The organism is Kitasatospora sp. NPDC056446 (assembly GCF_042796115.1).
Taxonomy (GTDB): Bacteria; Actinomycetota; Actinomycetes; order Streptomycetales; family Streptomycetaceae; genus Kitasatospora.
In genome coordinates, this window is the sequence record NZ_JBHTRF010000005.1 from 78422 (window position 1) to 101358 (window position 22937).

At 75.9% G+C, this 22937-nt stretch carries 13 protein-coding genes; 2 read left to right on the top strand and 11 right to left on the bottom strand.

Features of this window, described 5'->3' with window-relative positions; genetic code table 11:
* Window positions 1–120: 120 nt before the first annotated feature.
* The 3 genes from ACFQ6N_RS05135 to ACFQ6N_RS05145 all read right to left on the bottom strand — a co-directional run bounded on the left by ACFQ6N_RS05135 (window position 121) and on the right by ACFQ6N_RS05145 (window position 4498).
* A complete protein-coding gene (locus ACFQ6N_RS05135) occupies window positions 121–2988 on the bottom strand; it encodes an FtsX-like permease family protein (RefSeq protein ID WP_380646975.1) in 2868 nt (955 codons plus the stop codon).
* Entirely contained in the window at window positions 2985–3749 is a 765-nt protein-coding gene (locus ACFQ6N_RS05140) for an ABC transporter ATP-binding protein (RefSeq protein WP_380646976.1), read from the bottom strand. Before ACFQ6N_RS05140 ends, ACFQ6N_RS05135 begins: the two co-directional genes overlap by 4 nt.
* Before the next feature lie 119 nt (window positions 3750–3868).
* A complete protein-coding gene (locus tag ACFQ6N_RS05145) occupies window positions 3869–4498 on the bottom strand; it encodes a PadR family transcriptional regulator (RefSeq protein WP_380646977.1) in 630 nt (209 codons plus the stop codon).
* 78 nt (window positions 4499–4576) lie between these two features.
* On the opposite strand from ACFQ6N_RS05145, the gene ACFQ6N_RS05150 reads away from it, so the two are divergent.
* Window positions 4577–5548: an endonuclease/exonuclease/phosphatase family protein gene (locus ACFQ6N_RS05150; protein ID WP_380646978.1), complete on the top strand. Its 972-nt coding sequence runs from the start codon at window positions 4577–4579 to the stop codon at window positions 5546–5548.
* 27 nt (window positions 5549–5575) lie between these two features.
* On the opposite strand, the gene ACFQ6N_RS05155 is transcribed toward ACFQ6N_RS05150, so the two are convergent.
* The 4 genes from ACFQ6N_RS05155 to ACFQ6N_RS05170 form a co-directional block, all read right to left on the bottom strand.
* Window positions 5576–6760: a PP2C family protein-serine/threonine phosphatase gene (locus ACFQ6N_RS05155; protein WP_380646979.1), complete on the bottom strand. Its 1185-nt coding sequence runs from the start codon at window positions 6758–6760 to the stop codon at window positions 5576–5578.
* Window positions 6761–6953: 193 nt separating this feature from the next.
* Complete coding sequence (locus ACFQ6N_RS05160; RefSeq protein WP_380646980.1) at window positions 6954–10181, bottom strand: UvrD-helicase domain-containing protein; 3228 nt, start codon at window positions 10179–10181, stop codon at window positions 6954–6956.
* Between the two features lie 122 nt (window positions 10182–10303).
* Window positions 10304–13759, bottom strand: a complete 3456-nt coding sequence (locus ACFQ6N_RS05165) for an ATP-dependent helicase (protein WP_380646982.1) — start codon at window positions 13757–13759, stop codon at window positions 10304–10306.
* 108 nt (window positions 13760–13867) lie between these two features.
* Window positions 13868–14290: an MGMT family protein gene (locus ACFQ6N_RS05170; RefSeq protein ID WP_380646984.1), complete on the bottom strand. Its 423-nt coding sequence runs from the start codon at window positions 14288–14290 to the stop codon at window positions 13868–13870.
* A gap of 134 nt (window positions 14291–14424) precedes the next feature.
* On the opposite strand from ACFQ6N_RS05170, the gene ACFQ6N_RS05175 reads away from it, so the two are divergent.
* Complete coding sequence (locus tag ACFQ6N_RS05175) at window positions 14425–17169, top strand: flippase-like domain-containing protein (RefSeq protein WP_380646985.1); 2745 nt, start codon at window positions 14425–14427, stop codon at window positions 17167–17169.
* Between the two features lie 88 nt (window positions 17170–17257).
* On the opposite strand, the gene moeZ is transcribed toward ACFQ6N_RS05175, so the two are convergent.
* The 4 genes from moeZ to ACFQ6N_RS05195 form a co-directional block, all read right to left on the bottom strand.
* The gene (gene moeZ / locus ACFQ6N_RS05180; protein ID WP_380646986.1) at window positions 17258–18436 is read right to left on the bottom strand and encodes an adenylyltransferase/sulfurtransferase MoeZ; all 1179 of its coding nucleotides are present in this window, start codon (window positions 18434–18436) and stop codon (window positions 17258–17260) included.
* Between the two features lie 232 nt (window positions 18437–18668).
* Window positions 18669–19658, bottom strand: a complete 990-nt coding sequence (locus tag ACFQ6N_RS05185) for an NAD-dependent epimerase/dehydratase family protein (RefSeq protein ID WP_380646987.1) — start codon at window positions 19656–19658, stop codon at window positions 18669–18671.
* 120 nt (window positions 19659–19778) lie between these two features.
* Window positions 19779–20891 (bottom strand): hypothetical protein, encoded by a 1113-nt coding sequence (locus tag ACFQ6N_RS05190; RefSeq protein WP_380646988.1) that lies wholly within the window; start codon window positions 20889–20891, stop codon window positions 19779–19781.
* Window positions 20891–22552 carry a DUF3492 domain-containing protein gene (locus tag ACFQ6N_RS05195; RefSeq protein WP_380646989.1) on the bottom strand — a complete coding sequence of 554 codons (1662 nt, stop codon included), beginning with the start codon at window positions 22550–22552 and terminating at the stop codon, window positions 20891–20893. Before ACFQ6N_RS05195 ends, ACFQ6N_RS05190 begins: the two co-directional genes overlap by 1 nt.
* Between the last annotated feature and the right edge of the window lie 385 nt (window positions 22553–22937).

Here is a 22937-nt window from a genome sequence, read left to right on the forward strand (position 1 = left end):
CCCGGCCGTCCGGCTGCCGGGCGCCCCTAGGGCTGTAACGTCCGTCACCCCCGCCGCGGCCGGGGCGCGGACGGGGGTGGCGGAGGGCGGGCCCGGAGGTGACGGAGCCCGGGTGCGGGGTCAGGCCGAGCGGCGCAGCAGGGTGATCCGCGAGCGGGTGAGCAGCGCCGCGAGGCAGGCCGCGAGCACCGGGAGCAGCACGACGGTGGCGGCGATGGTGGGCCACGGGAAGACCAGGGTCGCCCGGTTGGCCAGTTCCTCGGGGCTGATGCCGGCGTAGCTGCTGGCGGAGGCCTCGACCTTGCGCAGCGCCACGCCGGGCACGATGCCGCAGACCACCCCGAGCAGGGAGCCCATGCCCGCGATCACGCCGCACTGGAAGCCCGACAGCGTGCGCCGGATGCGGGGTTCGGCGCCGACCGCCGCGAGGGTGGTCAGGTCGCGCTGGGAGTCGGCTGCGGCCAGTCCGGTGGCGATGCCCGCGGCGCCGAGGGCGACCAGGCCGGCGAAGACGGTCAGGCCGAGGGAGATGAGGTCGGCGGGGCTCTGGTAGCCGCGCTCGACGGTGAGGAGCTGGCGGTCGCTGATCTTGGCGAGTTCGCCGGTCGCCTTCTGCTCGGAGCCGTCGGAGGGCGCCGAGGAGGGCAGCCAGACCGAGCCGGCGGACGTGGCGGTGAAGCCGAGCTTGGCGGCGGTGGCCTGGCTGATCACGGCCTGGCCGGAGGCGGACACCGAGGCGTCGGCGAGGACCGCGTCGACGGCGATCTCGTTGGGGGCGGGCCGGCTGCGGGCCGGACCGCTGGTGCTGTAGTCGACCGGGTCGGTGTACTGCACGGCGAGCTTGCCGTCCTTGAGGTACCTGGCGTCGAAGACGACGGCCTTCCCGGCGGCCAGCGCCTGTCCGGCGGCCGGGTCGGTGACGCCGTAGAGGTTGCGCAGCAGGGTGGCGTCGCCGCCGACCAGCGAGGTGTACGGGTTGCCGCGGCGGGTGTTGGTCTGGCAGCGCTTGTCGGTCGACAGGATCCGTTCGGCCTCGGCGGGGCTGATCTCGCCGTTGTTGGACAGGACGGGGCAGCGGGCCTCCTTCGGCAGCTCGACGCTGACGTAGCCGCAGGGTCCGCCGTCGGAGCAGTCGCCCTTGTAGCGGATGCTCTGGACGTCGGCCCGGGTGCCGAGGTCGGGGACGCTGCGTTCGACGGCCTCGCGCATCTGCGGCAGCATCTTGGCGTCGACGTCGGACAGCCAGCCGGTGCCGAGCAGGACGGAGCCGGCGGGCCCGTGGGCGACGTACTCGCGCCGGTACTGCTCCTCGAAGCTGGCGGTGTAGACGCCGACGGCGACGGAGCCGGCGACGGCGGCCATGACGGCGGCGACGGCGGGCGCGGTGCGGCCGCGGTGGCGCACGGAGTCGCGCAGGGCGAGCCGGGGGCCGAGCGACATCCAGCGGCCGAGCCGGCCGAACAGGCCGACCAGGTAGGGCGTGAGCGCGACCATGCCGAGTTCGGCGACCGCCGAGCCGCCGAGGACGGCGAGGCTGCGGTTGCCGAAGCCGCTGGTGGCGCCGAACAGGGCGAGGGCGGCGCCGCCGCCGAGCATCAGCAGGCCGAGCACGGCGAGCCTGCGGCTCGGCGGCTTGAGCGAGTCGCGGCCGGTGAGCGCGGCGACGACGTCCTGGCGGGAGGCCTGGACGGCGGGGACGACGGCGGCGAGCAGGCCGGTGACCAGGCCGACCAGCAGCACGCCGAACAGGTCGAGCGGCTGGAGGGCGAAGTGGCCGAAGCGCTGGCCGGAGTAGTGCTCGGCCTGGGTGCGCAGCAGGGCGACCAGGCCGATCCCGAGGCCGAGGCCGACGACGGCGCCGGTGACGCCGAGGACGATGCCGCCGCCGAGGACGACGGCGCGCACGTTTGCTCGGTCACCGCCGGCGGCGGCCAGCAGGCCGAGCTGCCGCCGGGAGCGCCGGGCCCCGACGGCGAAGGCGGGGCCCGCGAGGAGGACGATCTCCAGCAGGGCCATGCCGACGACGGTGGCGAGGATGACGACGGAGGTCTTGTCGAAGTAGTTGCCGCCGGAGCCCTGGCGGTCCGAGTCGACGTAGTAGGGGACGTCGGCGCGGGCCGGCGGGTCGATCAGGACGGCGCGGGAGGTGACGCCGAAGCCGTACTTGTTGAGTTCGGTGACCCGGTGCCAGTCGAGGCCGGCGCCGCCGGGGAGGGTGACCAGCCAGTGGGTGGGTGCTCCGGCGCCGGCGCCCGGGCCGCGGGTGGCGCCGGGGCTCTGGGCGAGCCGGTCGATCAGGGTGCCGGGGCGGGCGATGATCTCGGTGGCGGTCAGTTCGCCGGGGTACTCGTAGACGCCGGTGATGGTGAAGGGGGCGGATTCCAGGCCTCGGACGGCGGTCGTGCCGCCGATGGCGAGGCCGGAGCGCTTGAGGAACTCGGGGGTGACGGCGGCCTCGCGGTCGTTCGCGGGGGCGCGGCCCTTGACCAGGTCGACGCGGCCCTTCCAGACCGGGTCGGCGAGGTCGGCCTCGCTGACGCGGGTGCTGAGCAGGCCTTCGGCGCTGCTCGCCGCGGTGTACGGGCCCTGGCGGTCGGGGATCAGGACGGCGCCGGCCGGGAGCAGCCCGCGGGCCAGTTCGGCGGGCTCGGTGTCCAGGGAGCGCTGCTGCTCGGGGGTGTGCTGGGGGGCGGCGCCGTCCTTGGCGTCGTCCGTGGCGTTCCTGGTCGTGAGGCCCTTGTCGGGGTCGGGCGCCTGCTTGACGGTGGCGCCGCGTTCGACCAGCTGCAGTTCGGCGGCGGCCTGGCCCATGACCCGGACGGCGCGTTCGGCGGGTGTGAGGTCGGCGCTGCGGAAGACCACGTCGGCGCCGGTGACGCCGAGGACGGGCAGGGCGACCATCGCGATCACCAGGGCGCTGCGGCCCTTGGCGCGCAGGGCGTCACGGCGGGCCATGCGCAGGGCGACCCGCCAGGCGCTGAGCTTCACTCGTCCACCTTCATGCTGTTGGTGGCGGCGCTGACGAGCAGGCTGGCGGCGTCCTGGCTGACGGACTCGTCGACCATGCGGCCGTCGCGCAGGAAGACCACGCGGTCGGCCCAGGCGGCGTGCCGGGCCTCGTGGGTGACCATCATGGCGGCGGCGCCGGCGTCGCAGCGGGCGCGCAGGACGGCGAGGACGGCCTCGCCGGTGGTGGAGTCGAGGGCGCCGGTGGGTTCGTCGGCGAGGACGAGGCGGCGGTCGCCGATCAGGGCGCGGGCGATGGCGACGCGCTGCTGCTGGCCGCCGGACATGTCGTCGGGGAAGCGGTCGGCGAGCTCGGGAATGCCGAGTTCCTCCAGCGCGGTGAGGGCCTCGCGGCGGGCGGCGCGGGCGGAGAGGCCGTCGAGTTCGCGCGGCAGCGAGATGTTCTCGGCGGCGGTCAGAGCCGGGATCAGGTTGTAGTCCTGGAAGACGTAGCCGACGGAGCGGCGGCGGACCTGGGCGAGCTTCTTGCGGTTGAGGTCGCCGAGGCCGACGCCTTCGACCAGGACCTGGCCGCTGCTCGGGGTGTCGAGGCCGCCGGCGAGGGTGAGCAGGGTCGACTTGCCGGAGCCGGAGGGGCCCATGACGGCGACGAACTCGCCGGGGTGGACCTTGAGGTCGATGCCGCGCAGGGCCTGGACCTCGGCTGCGCCGTGGCCGTGGACGCGGGTGACGTTCTCCAGGTGCAGCACCGGCGTCTGCCGGTCTTCTCGGGTGTGGGACACGATTCCCCCCTTGTGCTGGGTGTCGGCCCGGGGTCGGGAGCCCGGGCCGGTGGTTCGGTGGTTCGGTGGTCCCGCGGTGCGGTGACCGACCGGTTCCGCGGTGTCGGTGGCGGGAGTGCTCAGGCGCGCATGCGGCGCCCGCGTTTGGCGGGCGCGGCGCCGCCGTCGCGGGCCGCCTCGGCGTTGCGGGCCTGAAGGGTCTCGGCCTGCTGGGCGAGGCGGGTCTCGCAGTGGTCGAGCCAGCGGATCTCGGCTTCGGTCTGGAAGATCAGCTGGTCGAGGACGAGCAGCCAGGCGAGGTCGTTGCTCGCGGAGGGCACCGTGCCGGGCCGGGGTTCGCCGGCGAGGGCGCGGCCCTTGAGCCGGGTGTAGTCCTGGAGCGCCTTGATGCTGTGCCGGCGCTGGCCCTGGACGACTCCGGAGACGTCGACGCCGGGGACGGTGACGGCCATGGCGAGCTTGATGGCCAGTTCGTCGCGCGGGGGGTTGGTCCGGGGCACCGGGGTGTCGAACCAGGTCCGCAGTTCGGTGCGGCCGGCGTCGGTGACGGCGTAGAACTGGTGGCCCTCCTCGTCCTCCCCGGCCGCCTCGACGAGGCCGTCGCGTTCCAGTCGGGACAGGGTGGTGTAGACCTGCCCGACGTTGAGCGGCCAGGTGGCGCCGGTGCGCGCCTCGAACTCGGTGCGCAGCTGGTAGCCGTAGCGCGGGCCCTGGTCGAGCAGGGCGAGCAGACCGTGACGGATGGACATACCGAGTATGTATACCCGGTATGCCCTACCGCCTCAAGCGGCGCCCCCTCGGCGGACGAACGGGTACCGTCGTGCGGTGTGAGCCAGTTGCGCATCGCCACCTTCAACCTGTTGCACGGTCAGCCGCTCGCCCAGGACGGCGCGCCACGGCCCTACCCGGCCGACCCCGGCGGACCGCTGGCCGCGGCGGTGGCCGCGCTGGACGCGGACGTGCTGGCGCTGCAGGAGGTGGACCGGCACCAGGCGCGCTCCGGCGGCACCGACCAGGCGGCGGTGGCGGCGGCGGCGATGGGCGCCAAGGACTGGCGCTTCGCCGCCGCGCTGCACGGCAGCCCGGCGGCGGTCGCGGGCTGGGTGCCGGAGCCGTCCGGGCCGAACGGCCTGCGGGTGTACGGGCCGGGCGAGGTCGGCGACGGCGCCCCGCCCTCGTACGGTACGGCGCTGCTGACCCGGCTGCCGGTACGGCACTGGCGGGCCCGGCGCTTCGCCCCGGCGCCGTTCGGGCTGCCGCTGCGGGTGGCCGGGCGGCGCGGGCTGACCCAGGTGCCGGACGAGCCGCGGGCGGCGCTGGCGGCGGTACTGGAGGGCGACCGCGGGCCGTTCACCGTGGTGGCGGCGCACCTGTCGTTCGTGCCGGGCTGGAACATGGCGCAGCTGGCGGGCATCCGGCGGTGGATCGCGGACCTGCCGCAGCCGTACCTGGTGCTGGGTGACTTCAACCTGGTCGGGGCGGTGCCGCGGACGGTGCTCGGCGGGGCGGCGGCGCTGGAGCGCACCGCGCCGCGGGCCCGGGTGCGGGAGCTGCGGGCGGCCCGGCGGGCCCGGCCGCAGCTGGCCGAGCCGCGCCGGCGCCGGGTGCGCGAGCCGAGGCCGCGGCTGCACGGCTGGTACGACCTGGCGCGCACGCCGACGTACCCCTCGCACCGGCCGGCGGTGCAGTTCGACCACGTGCTGGCGGCCGGGGTGCCGCGCACGGCGGTGGGCCCGGCCTCGGCGCCGCGCACGGAGGTGTCGGACCACCGGCCGCTGCTGGTCGAGGTGTCGCTCTAGCGAACGGAGAGGCGGCCCGGCGGCGCGCTACTGGTGGCGGGTGAGGATCCCGGCCTGCTGGGGGACGTGGACGGTCGGCGGCGCCGGGTCGTACTGCAGGAGCAGCATGGCCGCGTCGTCGCCGAGTTGGCGGCCGACGTGCCGCACCACGTCCTCGTGCAGGCGTTGCAGGATGTCGGCGGGGCGGCCGTCGGCGCAGCGCGGGAAGCGTTCGGCGAGCGGGTAGAAGGCGCCCGCGCGGTCGCGGGCCTCGATCACCCCGTCGGTGAACAGCAGCACCCGGTCCTCGCCCTGGAGGGCCACCCGGTGGACCGGGGGGCGGACGTCGGCCGGGTCGAGGACGCCCAGCGGGGGGACGGTCTCGGCGAGTTCGAGCGGGCTGACCCGGCCGCCGCGCAGCAGCAGCGGCGCGGGGTGGCCGCAGTTGACGATCTCGGCGGCGCCGTCGGGCCCGACGCCGATCAGCACCAGGGTGACGAACTCCTCCTCCACGCCGGGGTGGTCGTTCTCGTGCAGGGCGCGGTCGAGGCTGTCGGCGAGCCAGCCGGCCACCCGGTCCAGCGCGGGCTCCTGGTGGGCGGCCTCGCGGAAGGCGCCGAGCACGGCGGCGGCCGTCTCGACCGCGCCGAGGCCCTTGCCGCGTACGTCCCCGACCACGGCCCGGACGCCGTGCCGGGTGTTGACCACCTCGTAGAGGTCGCCGCCGATGCGGGCGTGCGCGGCGGCGGCCTCGTAGTGGACGGCGGCGCGGACGGTGCCGACCCGTTCGGGGACGGGCCGCAGCAGGACCCGGCGGGCGATCGAGGCGACCAGTTGGGCGTCGGCGAGCGCCCGTTCCTGGCGCAGCCGCAGGGTGGCGCTGACCCAGCCGATCGCGGCGACGAGCAGGACGGCGATGACGCTGGCGGCGTGCACCGACGAGCCGAGCGTGTCGCTGCGGAAGGCCATCAGGAAGGCCGCCGCCTCGGTGCACAGGCCGATGACGAACGGGTACCAGGTGCGGCGGCTGACCACGGCGGCCAGCGCGGGCACGGCGGTGAGGGCGGGTTCGACCGTCACCCCGGTGCCACTGAGGTAGTCGAGGACGACGATCAGCGCCATGACGATGAACGGCAGTGCCAGCGCCGTCCTCGGCCAGGTGCCGGTCGCGCCCGGAGCGGGTGCCGGGACCGGCCCGGCGAACCGCTCTCTGATCCATCCGGTCGCGCTCAACTTCGGTTCTCCAGCAGAAGGCGCCGATGCCCAGGGGCACCTGCGGTGATGACTGAGGGTCAGGGAATGCGGGCCTCGCTGGCGGCCGGAGCACGGGGGTTGACCGGTTACCGACCCCACAATAGGCACGAAACGTGCATGACGCACAGGTTTCGGGCGCTGGCGTGATGACTTGGATGCTCTGGGTGACTCATTAGTCACTGTTCCCGATCAGGAGCCGTTCCAACTCTTTTCGGCCGGGAAGTCCTGCCGGACGGACGATCCGTCCGCTGCGGACGTACAGGAACGAAGCCGTGACCTGCTCGGGATCGACGCCCATCTGCTCGGCCCAGGCGAGCCGGTACACCGCGAGCTGCAACGGGTCGGCCGTCTCCTCCCGGTGGGTCTTCCAGTCCACCACTTCGTAGCGTGACGCACCACCGGATTCTGACACCGCGTCATCGCCACGGTAGACCGCGTCGATCCTGCCCCGCACCACCCGTCCCGCCAGCACCAGGTGGAACGGCGCCTCGACCCGGTAGGGCTTGCGCTGCGCGTACGGGGTGCGCAGGAACGCCTCCTTGAGCCGCTCCAGGTCCTGCTCGTCCTCGATGCCGTCGTCGTCGGCGCCGGGCAGCGCGCCCGGCTCGACCAGCAGCAGCGGCTCGATCCTGGACTGCACCCAGGCGTGGAAGCGGGTGCCCCGGCGGGCGGCGGGCTGCGGCGGGCGGGGCATCGGGCGGGCCAGGTCGCGGGCGAAGCCGTCCGGGTCGGCGGCCAGCCGCAGCAGCTGGGTGGCGGACAGCGCGGCGGGCAGCGGAACGTCCCGCGCGGTGCGCCTGGACCGCTCCAACTCGCCCAGCAGCGCGGTCAGGTCGCGGTCCCAGGAGGCCGTCTGGCGCTGGTCCTCGGGTGCCATCGGTTCCGGCTCGGGGGCGGGGGCGCCGGCCAGGCGGGCGCGCACCACCCCGGCGACCCGGCGGCGGGCCTGCTGCGCGGCCGGGTCCAGCGGCAGCGGCCAGGGGCGCTCGACGGGGGCGGCCAGCGCCGGGTTCACGGCGTCCTTCTCCGGCTGCTCGGCCCAGTGCTCGACCTCGCCCGCGCCGGGCCGCCCGCAGTGCTCGCGCAGCTCCTCCAGGAAGGCGGACGGGCCTCGGACGGTCTTCTGGCTCGGCCCCCACCAGTGCCCGGAGGCCAGCAGGAGCGAGCGCGGGCGGGTGAACGCGACGTAGCCCAGGCGCAGTTCCTCGGTGGCGGTGTGGTCGGCCAGCTCCTTCTTGAAGGCGGTCATCGCCTTGCCGTTCCAGCCGCCCCGCACGTCGGGCAGGGTGGCCGCGTCGCCGCGCAGGGCGTGCGGGAGCACACGCTTGGCGCTGGTCCAGCGCTCGCGCGGGGTCGACGACGGGAACGCGCCCCGCACCAGGCCGGGGACGGCCACCACGTCCCACTCCAGGCCCTTGGACTTGTGGACGGTGAGCACCTTCACGGTGTCCTCGCCGCCGGGCAGGCTGCTGTCCAGGCCGCGCTCGTACTCCTGGGCGGCGCGCAGGAAGCCGAGGAAGGCGGCCAGGCCCGGGTCGCCGTCGAGGTCCGCGAAGGAGGCGGCGACGTCCAGGAAGGCGTGCAGGGTCTCGCGCCGGCGGGCGGCCAGCGCCTGCGGGGAGGCGGCGAGTTCGACCTCCAGGCCGGTGACCGCCAGCACCCGGTGCAGCACGTCCATCAGCGGGTCGGCGAGCGAGCGGCGCAGCTCGCGCAGCTCCTGGGCGAGGCGGGCGAAGCGCACCCTGGCCTCGGCGGAGAACGGCAGGTCGTCGGGCTGGTCGCGCTCCTCGCCGGTCGGGGCGGTGAGGAAGCTCTCCACCGCGTCGGCCAGCGAGACCACCTCGGTCGGGTCGGCCTCGGCGACGGCGGCGGCCAGCGCCTCGACGCCCTCGGGCCGGTCGGTGCGGACGAGTCCGGCGGCCCGGCGGCCGAGCAGCGCCAGGTCGCGCGGGCCGATCCGCCAGCGCGGGCCGATCAGCAGCCGCACCAGCGCGGCGTTGGCGGTCGGGTCCTGCAGCACCTCGCAGACCGCCACCAGGTCGGCGACCTCGGGCAGTTGCAGCAGCCCGCCGAGTCCCACCACCTCGACCGGCACCTCGCGGGCGACCAGCGCCGCGTGGATGTCCGGGAAGGCCGCGCCGCCGCGGCACAGCACGGCGATCCGGCCGGGCGCGGTGCCGGTGCGCACCAGGTGGGCGATCGAGTCGGCGAGCCAGTCGACCTCCTCGGCGTGGGTGGGCAGCAGCGCCGCCCGCACGAAGCCGTCCTGCTCGGCGCCGGGGGCCGGGCGCAGCGCCTCGACGCCCGCGTGCATCTCCCGCAGCGGTGCGGCGAGCGCGTTGGCGAAGGCGAGCAGGCGTCCGCCGCTGCGGCGGTTCTCGCTGAGCGCGTAGCGGCCGGCCGGGCCGCCGTCGGCCTTCGGGAAGTGCCGGGGGAAGTCGTCGAGGTTGGCGACGGAGGCTCCGCGCCAGCCGTAGATCGCCTGGCAGGGGTCGCCGACGGCGGTCACCGGGTGGCCGCTGCCCACGCCGTCGGGGCCGGCGCCGAACAGTCCCGCGAGCATCAGGCGCTGGGCGACCGAGGTGTCCTGGTACTCGTCCAGCAGCACCACCCGGAACTGGCCGCGCAGCAGTTCGCCGACCTCGGGGCGCTGCTGGGCGAGCCGGGCGGCGGCGGCGATCTGGTCGCCGAAGTCCATCAGCCCGGCGGAGCGCTTGCGGCGCCGGTAGTCCTCGACCAGACGCAGCAGCTCCAGCCGGGCGCGGGCGGTGGCCGGGACGGCCCGCAGGTCGTCGTTGCTCAGCTTGACCCCGGCGAGGGTGTCCAGCAGTTCCTCGTCGAAGTCGCGCAGGGCCTGCGGTTCGACGAGGTGCTCGGCGAGCTCGCCGTCCAACGCGGTGAGGTCGGCGACCAGGTTGGCGAAGGTTCCGGTGAGCGCGGGGAACGGGCCGCGGGCGGAGCGCAGCACCTTGGCGGCGAGCTGGAAGCGGGTGGCGTCGGCGAGCAGCCGCACGTCCGGTTCGATGCCGATCCGCAGGCCGTGCTCCTTGAGGAGGCGCCCGGCGAAGGCGTGGTAGGTGGAGATCTCCGGGTCGCCGAGCGGTTCGGCGCCGTCCCGGTCGACCACGCCGGCGCGGAGCAGGGCGGCGCGGACGCGTTCGGAGAGCTCCCCGGCGGCCTTGTTGGTGAAGGTGAGGCCGAGCACCTCCTCGGGCCGTACGGCGCCGGAGCCGACCAGCCAGACCACCCGGGCGGCCATCACGGTGGTCTTGCCGGAGCCCGCGCCGGCCACGATCACGGCCGGTCCGAGGGGGGCGCCGATGGCCGCCGTCTGCTCCCGGTTGAAGGGGATCCCCAGCAGCTCCTTGAGCTGGTCGGGATGGCTGAGCACGGCGGTCACCACGCAACGGTAACCGGAGCGACGGACAGGCTTCGCCTCCCGGGCTCCCGGCCGCTGCCCGGCCGCTCCCCCGGCGGCCCCCAGCGGCACCCGTCGGCACCCGTCGGCACCCGTCGGCAGCGCTACTCCACCAGCTGCACCCCGTCCCGCTGGGCCGAGCAGCTGCGGCGGAAGGAGCAGCGGTCACAGCCGCTGCCGGTCTGCGGGACGAAGCGCTCGGCGAGGACCTTCCCGGCGGCCTCGGCGAGCAGGTTCTCGATCCACGGCTCGCCCTCCGGCGGCTCCTGCCGCTGCACCTTGGGGGCGTCCTGGGAGGCCTTGGCGGCGGGCTCGCGCAGGTGGACCAGTTCGGCGCCGCCGGTGGCCGGGGGGCGTTCGGCGAAGCCGGGCAACTCGTTGAGGGCGCCGGCCCGGACGGCGAGCTGGTAGACGGCGAGCTGCTTGTGGTCGGGCAGGGACTTGTCGGTGGGGATCTGCTTGCCGGTCTTGAAGTCGACCACGTAGGCGCGCCCGGCGGCGTCCTTCTCGACCCGGTCCATCGAGCCCCGGATGCGCACCGAGACGCCGTCCGCGTCGAGGGTGACGTCGAAGCCGTGCTCGGTGGCGACCACGTCGCGGCCGCGTTCCAGGACGTGCCAGTTGAGGAAGCGCTCCAAGGCGGCCCGGGCCTGGGTCTTCTCCTGCCGGGACTTCCACGGCGCGTCGAAGGCCAGGGCGTCCCAGACGGTGTCCAGGCGCTCCATGAGGACGGCGAGGTCGGCGGGGGTGCGGCCGGAGCCGACCTCGTCCGCGAGCGCGTGCACCACGTTGCCGAAGCCCTGGGCGGCCGAGCCCACGCCGCGGGCGTTGACCTCCTTGTCCAGGAACCACTGCAGCGAGCAGTTCTCCAACTGCTCCAGTCCGCTGCCGGACAGCCGCACCGGCAGGTCGGGGCTGCGCAGCGGCTCGGCGGCGGCGGTCGGGTCGTCCAGGCCCCACCAGCGCTCGGGGTGGGCGGCGGGGACCAGCGGCAGGCCCTCGTCGTCGGTGGCGGCGGCGAGGGTGGCGAGCCGTTCGGCGGCGGCCCGGCGCAGTTCGGGCGAGCGGGCGGGGTCGACGGTGACCGCGCGCAGTTCGGCGACCAGCGCGGCGACGGACAGCGGGCGGCGCGGGCGGTGGGTGACGTCCTCGACGGTGACCGGCGGGGTGCGGCGCACCGTCTTCCCGGTCCTGGGGTCGACGTCCTCGCGGTAGAGCTCGCGCAGGAAGCGGGAGGGTTCGTCGCCGTCGTCGGCGGGGGCCTTCACGGCGGTGACGATCAGCCGCTCCTTGGCGCGGGTCGCGGCGACGTAGAAGAGGCGGCGCTCCTCGCCGAGCAGGGCGGCCGGGGAGAGCGGTTCGGCGAGGCCGTCGCGGCCGATCCGGTCGGCCTCCAGGAGGGAGCCGCGGCGGCGCAGGTCGGGCCAGAGGCCGTCCTGGACGCCGGCGACGACGACCAGCCGCCACTCCAGGCCCTTGGAGCGGTGCGCGGTCATCAGCCGGACGGCTTCGGGGCGCACGGCCCGGACGGTGAGGGTGTCGGCGGCGATGTCCTGCGCCTCCAGCTCGGCGAGCAGGTCGAGGGCGCTGCGGTGGCCGGTGACCTGTTCCTCGGCGCGGGCGGCGGTCTCGAACAGGGCGCACAGCGCGTCCAGGTCGCGGTCGGCGTTGCGGCCCGCGGCGCCGCCGCGCAGGGCGGCCCGCTCCAGGCGCTCGCGCCAGCGGCGGCTGCCGTCCCACAGCTCCCAGAGCGCCTCCTCGGCGGTGCAGCCGCCGGCCAGCAGCTCGCGGACCTTGCGCAGCAGGGTGCCGAGGTCGCGGGCGCGGCGGGCGTGCGCGGGGTCGAGGGCGACCAGCCGCTCGGGTTCGGCGAGGGCCTCGCGGATCAGCTCGTCGGCCGGGCGTAGGGCGGCGGCGGGGCGGCCTTCGGCGCGCAGCGCGGCGCGTTCCTCCTCGCGCAGGGCGCGGCCGAGGCGTCGCAGGTCGGAGCCGTCGAGGCCGCCGAGCGGGCCGGTGAGCAGGGCGTGCGCCAGCTCGGCGGTGAGCGGGTCGGCGGCGGCGGCGGACCGGCCGTCCGCCTCCGGGGCGTCCGCTTCCGGAGCGTCCAAGGCGTCCGGAGCATCCAAGGCGTCCGGGTCCTCCGGGCTGTCCGGGTCGTCCGGGCCGTCCAGGGCATCCGGGCCGGAGTCGCCGAGCCGGTCCCGGGCGGTCTGCCAGGCCGCCTGGTCGGCGCAGACCCGCAGGGCGAGCAGCAGCTGGGCGACGGCCGGCTCCTCGCGCAGCGGCAGGTCGTCGCCGTCGATCTCCAGCGGGACGCCGGCCGCGCCGAGCGCCCGCCGCACGCCGGGTATGGAACGGCCGCCGGCTCGGACGAGCACGGCCATCTCGCCCCAGGGCACGCCGTCCTCCAGGTGGGCGCGGCGCAGCAGGTCGGCGATCGAGTCGAGTTCGGCGCCGGGGGTCGGGTAGGTGTAGACCTCGACCCGGCCGCCCTCGCGGGAGGGCAGCAGCGCGCGGTGCTGGGCGAGCTTGTCGGCGGGCAGCCGGCCCATCGGCATCCGCCGGGCGACCTCGCGGGAGGCGGCGAGCAGCAGGGCGCCGGAGCGGCGGGAGACGCGCAGCACCTTGACCTCGGCGGGGTCGCCGTCGGCGCGGCGGAAGGTCTGCGGGAAGTCGAGGATGCCGTTGATGTCGGCGCCGCGGAAGGCGTAGATCGACTGGTCGGGGTCGCCGACCGCGACGAGGTCGCGCCCGCCGCCGGCGAGCCGACGCAGCAGCCGGACCTGGGAGGGGTCGGTGTCCTGGTACTCGTCGACGAAGACGACGTCGTAGCGCTGCCGCAGTTCCTCGCCGACGTCGGGGCGCTCGGCGAGCAGGACGGCGCGGTGGACGAGCTCGGCGTAGTCGAGGACACCGCGCAGGTCGAGCACGTCGAGGTAGTCGGCCAGGAAGTGCGCGGCGGCGGCCCAGTCGGGGCGCTGGACGCCGTGGGCGAAGCGTTCCAGCTCGGCTTCGCCGAGGCCGAGCTCGCGGCTGCGGGCGAGGACGGCGCGGACCTCGTCGGCGAAGCCGCGGGTGGTCAGGCAGGCCCGCAGGTCCAGCGGCCAGGCGATCCGGGAGCTGCCGAGGCGGGCGTCCTCGGCGCCGCCGGCCAGCAGTTCGCGGACCATGACGTCCTGTTCGGGGCCGGAGAGCAGCCGCAGCGGCTCGGCGTAGTCCCGCGGGTCCTGGTGGGCGCGCAGCAGGGCGTAGCAGAAGGAGTGGAAGGTGGTGGCCTGCGGGGCGGCGGCGGTGCTGCCGAGGCGGCCGGACATCCGGTCGCGCAGTTCCATCGCGGCCTTGCGGCTGAAGGTGAGGACGAGGATCCGCTCGGGGTCGGTGCCGTCGGCGATCCGCCGGGCGACCGCCTCGACCAGGGTGGTGGTCTTGCCGGTGCCGGGCCCGGCCAGGACCAGCAGCGGGCCGTCGGCGTGCTCGACCACGGCGCGCTGGTAGGCGTCCAGCACCGGGGGGTCGGGCTGGACGAGCGGGTTGCGCACGAGCCGGTAGGGGGAGCTCACGAACGGGTCCTGGGGTCGGGCGGGGGCCCGGCGGGGCGGGCATGGCGGCGGGCATGGCGGGGCGGGCCCGTCGGGGCCCGCCCGTATCGAGCGTACGGTCCTCCCCCGTCAATCCCGTCCGTGCGGGAGGTCCGGGAGGTCCCCGGAGTCCGGGTGGCGCGGTGAGTCCGCGGAGTGCGGGGCGCCGTCCTGCCCGTCCCAGCGGGCCCGCTTGAGGTCGACCCTGGGCGGGTCGGCGAGTTCGCGCAGCGGGGTGCCCTCCTCGCCGTAGTGGGCGAGGGCGCGGTGCTCGTGCCCGGGCAGGAAGCGGCCGTCCGCGCGGATCACCCGCCACCAGGGCACCGAGCCGCCGTACAGGGCCATCACCCGGCCGACCTGGCGGGGCCCGCCCTGGCCGAGGTACTCGGCGACGTCGCCGTAGGTCATCACCCGGCCGGGTGGAATCCGCTCGGTCAGGTCGAGCACCAGTTCGGCGAAAGGTGGCAGGGCGTCCGGGAGGCCGTCGTCTGTTACGTCCGTCACCTGCGGCATTCTTCCCCACGGGGGCGCGCCCCCGGTCCCGCACGGACGGGACGCCGCGCCCGATCCGCCCCCTGTCCGGCACGGGGGCCCGGGGCATGCCACCATCTTCGGGGCGGTGAGTGGTGATACGAGGACAAGACCAGATGACCGGGACGGCTGACGTGGGCGTGGACAAGGACTCCGACGAGTCCGCTGCCGCCGTGCCGCCGGCGCCCGGCGGGGGCACCGAGGGCCGGTCCGAGCAGCGGCCGGCACCGGAGGTCTCCCTGGTCAAGCACCGGGCACCCGAGCCCCCCGCGCCCGCGCCGGCCCCCGGGCCGACCGTCCCGGCACCGGCCGCCCCGGTGCCCGCCGCCCCGGTGCCGCCCGCCCCCCGGGACCCGCTGCCCGACGACCAGGACCCCCTGGACGACGCGTCGCACCTGGACGTCGACGAACCGCTGCTCGCCGCCCGCGCGCACCGCCCGTCCGACCTGCTCCGCTTCATGGCCGGCGTCTTCGGGATAGTCGCCGTCTTCGTGCTGGCCGGCATCGCCACCTCGACCACCACCGGCATCGAGCAGGACATCGCCACCAACGCGCCGCACTTCTCCGCGGTGCTCTCCACCATCACCGGCCTGCTCTCCAGCGTCGCGGTGCTCGCCGTGCCGCTGGCCTTCGCCGTCGAACGGCTGATCAAACGCGACGGCCTGCGGGTCGCCGACGGCGTGCTCGCCTCCGTGCTCGCGTACGGGGTGTCGCTGGGCATCGACTGGTGGGTGGCCGAGGGCGCGTCCATGCACATCCGCGACGCGCTGACCCGGCTGCCGCTGGACAGCAACGGCGCCCTGACCGACCCGGTGCACGGCTACCTCGCCCCGGTGATCGCCTACATGACCGCCGTCGGCATGTCGAGCAGACCGCGCTGGCGGGTCGCCCTGTGGGTGGTGGTCGTCTTCAGCGGCGGCACCGAGCTCCTCGGCGGCTACACCACCCCGCTGTCGCTGATGCTCACCGTGCTGATCGGCTGGTCCGTCGCCTACGGCACGCTGTACGCGATCGGCTCCCCCAACATCCGGCCCACCGGCCAGCACCTGATGATCGGCCTGCGCAAGGTCGGCTTCACCCCGGACGGCGCCCACCGCGCCCCCGACGCCCCGGGCGGCACCCGCCGCTACTACGTCACCCAGCAGGGCGGCCCGCCCCTGGACGTCCACATCATCGACCGCGAGCAGCAGGCCTCCGGGTTCTTCTACCGGGGCTGGCGGCGGCTGCGGCTGCGCTCGGTCGCGGTGCGCCGCAGCCCGCAGTCGCTGCGCCAGGCCCTGGAGCAGGAGGCCCTGATCGCGTACGCGGCGGCCGCCTCGGGCGCCCGCGCGCCGCAGCTGGTCGCCACCTCCGAGCTGGGCCCGGACGCCGCGATCCTGGTGTACGAGAACGTCGAGGGCCGCACCCTCGACGAGCTGGCCGACGACGAGGTCAGCGACCCGGTGATGGCCTCGGTCTGGTACTCGGTGGCCGCCCTGCACGAGCGCCGGATCGCCCACCGCCGGCTGACCGGCGAGTCGCTGCTGGTGGTGGACGAGCGGACCGGCTGCCTGGTCAACCTCTCCGGCGGCGACATCGCCGCCACCGACCTGACCCTGCGCATCGACGTCGCCCAGCTGCTCACCACCTTCGCGCTGCGGATCGGCCCGGAGCGGGCCGTCGCCACCGCCAACGCGGTGCTCGGCGCCGAGCGGGTCGCCCAGGCCCTGCCGCTGCTCCAGCCGGTCGGGATGAGCCGCTCCACCCGGATCGACCTCGCCAAGCTCGGCAAGGAGCGCAAGACCGCCGCCCGGGCCAAGGCCCTGGAGCAGGTCGCGGCCGGCGAGCGCACCCAGCAGCAGGCCGAGGAGGACATCGCGGCGGCCGGCGAGGACCTGCTGAGCCGCATCCGCGGCCAGATCCTCCAGATCGCCCCCGAGGCGCCGCTGGCCCCGGCCAAGCTGGAACGGCTGAAGCCCAAGAGCCTGATCATGGTGATCGCGCTCACCTTCGCCGCGTACCTGGCCCTGACCACCATCAAGCCGGCCCAGCTCAAGCTCTCCCAGATGAACTGGGCCTGGGCCGCGGCCGCCCTGCTCGCGGCCGCCTTCAGCTACGTCGCCGCCGCGATGAGCCTGACCGGCTTCGTCCCCGAGCGGCTGCCGTTCCGGCGCACCGTCGCCGCCCAGCTGGCCGGCTCCTTCGTCAAGCTGGTCGCCCCCGCCGCGATCGGCGGCATCGCCCTCAACACCCGCTACCTGCAGCGGGCCGGCATCCGCTCCGGCCAGGCGGTGGCCTCGGTCGGCGCCTCCCAGCTGGCGGGCCTGGCCGGGCACCTGCTGCTGCTGTTCAGCTTCGGCCTGATCACCGGCAGCCAGACCAACGGCGACCTCTCCGCCTCCCGCGCGGTGATCATCGGCGTGCTGACCGCCGCCGTGCTCGCCCTGGTGGTGGCCGCCGTCGCGCCGATGCGCCGGTTCGTCCTGGGCCGGCTGCGCTCGCTGTTCTTCGGCGTGGTGCCGCGGATGCTCGACCTGATGCAGACCCCCAGCAAGCTGGTCACCGGCTTCGGCGGCATCCTGCTGCTGACCCTGTCCTTCACCGCCTGCCTGGACTTCTCGGTCCAGGCCTTCGGCGGCAACATCAGCTTCTCGGCGGTCGCGGTGGTCTTCCTGACCGCCAACGCGGCCGGCTCGGCGATCCCCACTCCCGGCGGCATCGGCCCGGTCGAGGTCGCCCTGATCGGCGCCCTGACGGTCGCGGACGTGTCCCCCGCGGTCGCCACCCCGGCGGTCTTCCTGTACCGGGCGCTCACCTTCTGGCTGCCGGTCCTGCCGGGCTGGATCGCCTACAACGTGCTGCAGCGCAGGAACGCGCTCTGAGCCGAGCCGTCCGGCACACGACGGAGGGCCCCGCCGACCGGCGGGGCCCTCCGTCTTCACACGTCCTGTGCCGCCTGCGGCCCGCGGCCTAGTAGGTCGGCTTGTGCGGCTCGATCTGGTTCACCCAGCCGAGCACGCCGCCGCCCAGGTGGACGGCGTTGGCGAAGCCCGCGGCCTTCACCACGGCCAGCACCTCGGCCGAGCGCACGCCCGACTTGCAGTGCAGCACGATCTTCCGGTCCTGCGGCAGCTTCTCCAGCGCGTCGCCCATCAGGAACTCGTTCTTCGGGATCAGCACCGCGCCGGGGATGTTGACGATCTCGTACTCGCCGGGCTCGCGGACGTCGATGAGGTAGATGTCCTCCTTGTCGTCCTGCCACTGCTTGAGCTGCTGCGAGGTGACGGTCGACCCGGCGGCGGCGGCCTGCGCCTCCTCCGACACGACGCCGCAGAAGGCCTCGTAGTCGATCAGCTCGGTGACCGTCGGGTTCTCCCCGCAGACCGCGCAGTTCGGGTCCTTGCGGACCTTCACCTGGCGGTAGTTCATCTCCAGGGCGTCGTAGATCATCAGCCGGCCGAGCAGCGGCTCGCCGATGCCGGCCAGCAGCTTGATCGCCTCGTTGACCTGGATCGAGCCGATGGACGCGCACAGCACGCCCAGCACGCCGCCCTCGGCGCAGGAGGGGACCATGCCCGGCGGCGGCGCCTCCGGGTACAGGCAGCGGTAGCAGGGGCCGTGCTCGGCCCAGAACACGCTGGCCTGGCCGTCGAAGCGGTAGATCGAGCCCCACACGTACGGCTTGCCGAGCAGCACCGCGGCGTCGTTCACCAGGTAGCGGGTGGCGAAGTTGTCGGTGCCGTCCACGATCAGGTCGTAGCCGGAGAAGATCTCCATGACGTTGGAGTTGTCGAGGCGCTCCTCGTGCAGCACCACGTCGACGTAGGGGTTGATCTCCTTGACCGAGTCACGCGCCGACTCCGCCTTGGAACGGCCGATGTCCGACTGGCCGTGGATCACCTGGCGCTGCAGGTTCGACTCGTCGACCACGTCGAACTCGACGATGCCCAGCGTGCCCACACCGGCCGCGGCCAGGTACAGCAGGGCGGGCGAGCCGAGGCCGCCGGCGCCGACGCACAGCACCTTGGCGTTCTTCAGCCGCTTCTGCCCGGCCATGCCCACGTCGGGGATGATCAGGTGGCGGGAGTACCGGCGGACCTCGTCGACGGTGAGCTCGTCGGCCGGCTCTACCAGGGGTGGCAACGACACGGGGACTCCGATGGGTGTCATGTTCGGATGGCCAGGGCCAGCCGCGGTGCGGGGTGGTCCCACCGCCGCGCGGGTGGCTGTCTAGGCCAACAGTGTCACGCCCCGCCACTATTCCGAGACAGCTCGTCCGATGGGCGAGACGGGCGGCACCGGATCGTGGGACCGCGCGACGGACCCCCGGAAGCGCCCCGGACCCGCGTTCCACGGGCCCCGGACGCCCCCGGACGACCGGTCAGACCCGGCAGGCCGTCTCCAGCCAGACGTCCCCCAGCGACTCCTCCAGCGGCACCTGGGTCCGCCATCCGAGACGGTCCCGGGCGGTCCGCACGTCCGCCTGCCGCCACGGCACCGGCTCGCCCGGCACCGCCCGGCCCTCCGGCCGGTGCCCCTCCACCCGGTGGCCCGGCAGATGGTGCCCGGGCAGGTGGTCGCCGCCCGCCCCGCCGCCCTGCGCGGGCAGCAGGACCTGCCGGTTCTCCTCGACGATCGACCCCTCGAAGCCCGAGGCCCGCACCAGCAGCTGGGCCGCGTCCCGGGCCCGGACGGCGTGCCCGCTGCCGATGTTGACCACCCCGGTGGCCGCCGACACCGCCGCCGCCTGGATGGCCCTGGCGACGTCCCGGACGTCCACGAAATCCCGGTATCCGGACAGGTCCGGCATCCGCACCTGGCCCTCGTCCCGCTCCAGCGCCCGCCGCAGGCCCTCCGCCAGCCGCCCGAACAGCGAGGCGGTCGGCGCCCCCGGCCCCACCACGTCGAACACCCGCAGCACCGCCGCGTCCAGGCCGGAGGCCAGCACCAGCTCCGTCCCGGCCAGCTTGGACACCCCGTACGGGCCGACCGGCCGCGGCTCGGCCTGCTCGGACACCGGCACCCCGCCGGGCACCGGCCCGTACTCGGCGGCCGAGCCGACGTGCACCAGCCGGGCCGGCTCCCGGCTGCGCCGGATCGCCTCGCAGACCGTCGCGACGGCCAGCGTGTTCGACCGGATCAGGGTGCGCGAGCTGCCGTAGGTGGCACCCGCGCAGTTGATCACCACCTGCGGCACGACCGCGTCCAGGAACCGGGCCAGCGCACCCGGGCTCCCGGTGGTCAGGTCGAACCTGATGTCGGCCGAGTCGCGCCGGCCGAGCACCGTCACCTGCAACTCCTGGTCCATGAGCAGACGGTCGGTGACCCGGCGGCCGATGAAGCCGTCGGCGCCCAGCAGCAGCACCCTCATCTGGGGTGTCCTTCCACGAAGCGAGGTCGCGGACGACCTGGCGGACTGAAATCAACGAACGGACGAAACGAGGAACAGCGAGCGGGAACGGGAGGCCGGAGGCGGGAGGCACCCGGCGGATCAGCGGTGCGAACCGGCCCGGCCGAGCACCGCCCAGGCGTACGCCAGCAGCACCGCCGCGACGGCACCGCCGCCGAGCAGAGCGGCCGACGGCCAGGAGCGGCCCGCGGCGAGCAGCCCGAGCGTCGCGGCGGGCCCGGCCAGCGCCCCCAGCGCGGCGGCCGTCGACCGGCCGCAGCGCGCCAGCAGCACCGGCAGCACCAGCAGCAGGCCCAGCACGCCCTGCGCCGCCCACGGCACCGGACCGGCCCGCTCGGCCGCCAGGTGCAGCAGCCCGCCGCCGTGCCCCGGGCCGGGGCGCGGCGCGAGGACGACCGCCACGGCCAGCGCGGCGAAGCTCAGCACCCCGAGCACCGCCAGGTGCAGGGCGACCGCGACCGGCAGCACCGGCCGCATCCTGGACCGGAACTCGGCCAGGGTGCCCGCCGCGCCGAGGTGGCCGCGGCCGACCTGCCGGTACCAGCGGGCCGCCCCCTCGGCCGACCCGGCCGACACCGCCGCCGCCAGTACCAGCGCGACCACCGGCGGCCGGTCCCCGCCCGGGACGGCCTGCGGGAGCAGCAGCAGCGCGGCCAGCCCCAGCCCGTGCCCCGTCGCGGCGGGCCGCCGGAGGGAGGCGGGCCGCCCCCGTGCCGCCGGCGGCGGCCCCAGGGCGTCCGCCGGAGGGCGGCCCGGCCCGGCCGGCACCGCGCAGGGCGGGCCGGGCTCGGCCGCCGGCGGCGCCGTCAGCGCCGGCAGCAGCACCAGCGGGACGGCGGCGGGCAGCAGCACCGGCCAGCGGGCGCCGAACGCGGCCACCGCCGCACAGGACGGCACGGCCAGCGCGGCGGCGGTCAGCGCGGCCCGGACGGCGGCCCCGCGCCGCCGCGGCCCGGACGGCCCGACCGGCCCGGGCGGCGGCGGGCGGCGCGGCACCCGGGCGTACAGCTCCTCGGCCAGCGAGAACAGGTCGGCGTGCCGGCAGCGGGCGGCCGCGTCCGGGCCGAACCCGGCCTCCTCCAGCCCGGCCGCGATCTCCAGCGGGTCGACGGCGCGCTCGCACAGCTCGCGGTGCTCCGCCATGACCTCGCGCACCGGGTCCGCGCTGCCGCCGGGCGCCACGGGGCCGGCCATCAGAGCGCCTCCGCGAGCGCGGCGGGTTCCCGGACGCCGGCCGGGGCGCCGACGGCCGCACCGACGGCCGCGGTCCCCGCCTCGGGCCCGGCCGCCGGGGCGGCGTCGCGCGGGCCGTCCGCGAGCCAGCACTCGGCGGGGCGGGCGAACGGGCGCGGCACCGGGCCGCCACCGCCACCACCCCCGCCGCCCGGGAAGGCCGGGTACTGCGAGACCAGTTCCAGGTAGATCTCCCGGAAGGCGCCGACCACCGGCTCGACGGCGAAGCGTTCCTGCGCCCGTAGCCGCCCCGCCAGCCCCAGCCGGGCGCGCCGCTCCTCGTCCCGCAGCAGCGCCAGGCAGGCCCCGGCCAGGGCGCGCGGATCGCGGGCGGGCACCAGCAGCCCGGTCGGCCCGACCACCTCGCGGGCCACCCCGACATCGGTGGACACCACCGCCCGGCCGCTGAGCATCGCGTCCGCGAGCAGCCCCGGAGCGCGCTGGGACAGGGCGGAGAAAACGGCCACCGTGCCGGCCTCCCAGACCTCGGCGAGCGCCCCGGGCCGCCCGGCGAAGCGCACCGCCGGGGCCACCCCCAGCCGCTCGGCCACCGCCGCGCAGTGCGCCCGGTAGCCGGGCGCCGTCTCCTCGCCGTACAGCACCAGCCGGGCGCCGGGCAGCTCGCCGCGGACCCGGACGAAGGCGTGCAGCGCCGGCTCCGGGTCGCGGCCGGGCTCCAGCGCGCCCGCCCAGACCAGCGTCGGCGCCTGCGGCTCGGGCCCGGCGGCCGGGCGGTCCACGGCCGTCGTCCCCTCGTACACCACCCGGGTGCGCGCCGGGTCGGCCCCGCAGCGGAGCTGCCACTGCCGGTCGTGGGCGCTGCCGGGGGTCAGCACCGCCGCCTGCCGGTAGGTCTCCCCGGTGAGCGCCCGGAAGAAGGACAGCAGCAGCGCCCGGACCGGCCACCGGTACGGCGCCTCGTGACTCGCCCACTCGCCTCCGGGGCGGGGCGGGTGGCCGAGGTACTGCTCGCGCAGGTGCAGGCCGTGCTCGGTGACCACGAACGGCACCCCGTGCAGGTGCCGGGCCACCAGGGCGGGCAGCGCGGCCGGGCCGCCGCCGACCACGTGGCACAGGTCGACCGCGCCGAGGCCGCCGGGGCCGGTGCCGTACCAGGGGGCGGACAGCGGCCGCAGGCACTGCTCCAGCAGGTCGGCAGCGACCAGCACGTCGCACACCAGCGGCTGCCCCGCCGAGGTGTCCGCGCCGGGCAGCCGCCAGGTCCGCTCCAGGATCCGGCGGGCGTGCGCGGACGCCAGGAAGGCGGGCAGCGTGCCGTCCTCCCGGGCGGCCGCCGCCAGCCGGTACAGCGCGGGCCCGAAGCCGGCCCGCTCCCCCGGCAGCACCAGCGCCCGCACCAGGTCCTCGTAGGCTCTCGCGTACCGGCGTCTGCGCGGTGCGCCGGGCGCCCGGCCGCCCGGTCGGCGGCCCCACAGCGCCAGGTCGCGCACACCGCGCCAGGCGGGCGACAGCCGCTCCTCGGCCCCCCGGCCCGCCGGGCCGGTCAGCAGGTACAGCTCGAACTCGTGCTCCGGCAGGCCCTCGGCCAGCCGGTCGCACCAGCCTCCGGCACCACGCCGGGCGTGCGGGCGGGCACCCTCGGTGAGCAGGGCAACGCGCACGGGAGACCTCCAGGGCAGAGCGGGTTCGCGGGGCGGGTCACGGACGGATCGACGGTCGGCCGAGCGGCCCGGACGGTGGCCGGGGGCGCCTCCGCGCGGTGGCGGGGACGGCCGGGGCCGGGGAGTCGGCGGGCCGGGGCGGCACCCCGGGCACCCGCCCGCTCAGGCGGCCGGGCCCGACCCGTCGGGACTCCTGACGGCGGCCGCCCTCCGGTTCCTCCGGCGGCCCCGGCTCCCCCACACCTGTTCGGTCCGACAGCAGAAAGGTAGGACCGGCCCCGGGCAATCCATCGGTCACATGCCTGGCTGCCACCTGATCGAGTGAAACGTCGTGACCTCGGCCCGAACCGGGCCGTTACCGCGCGGTATGCGCGGCCGCCCGTGG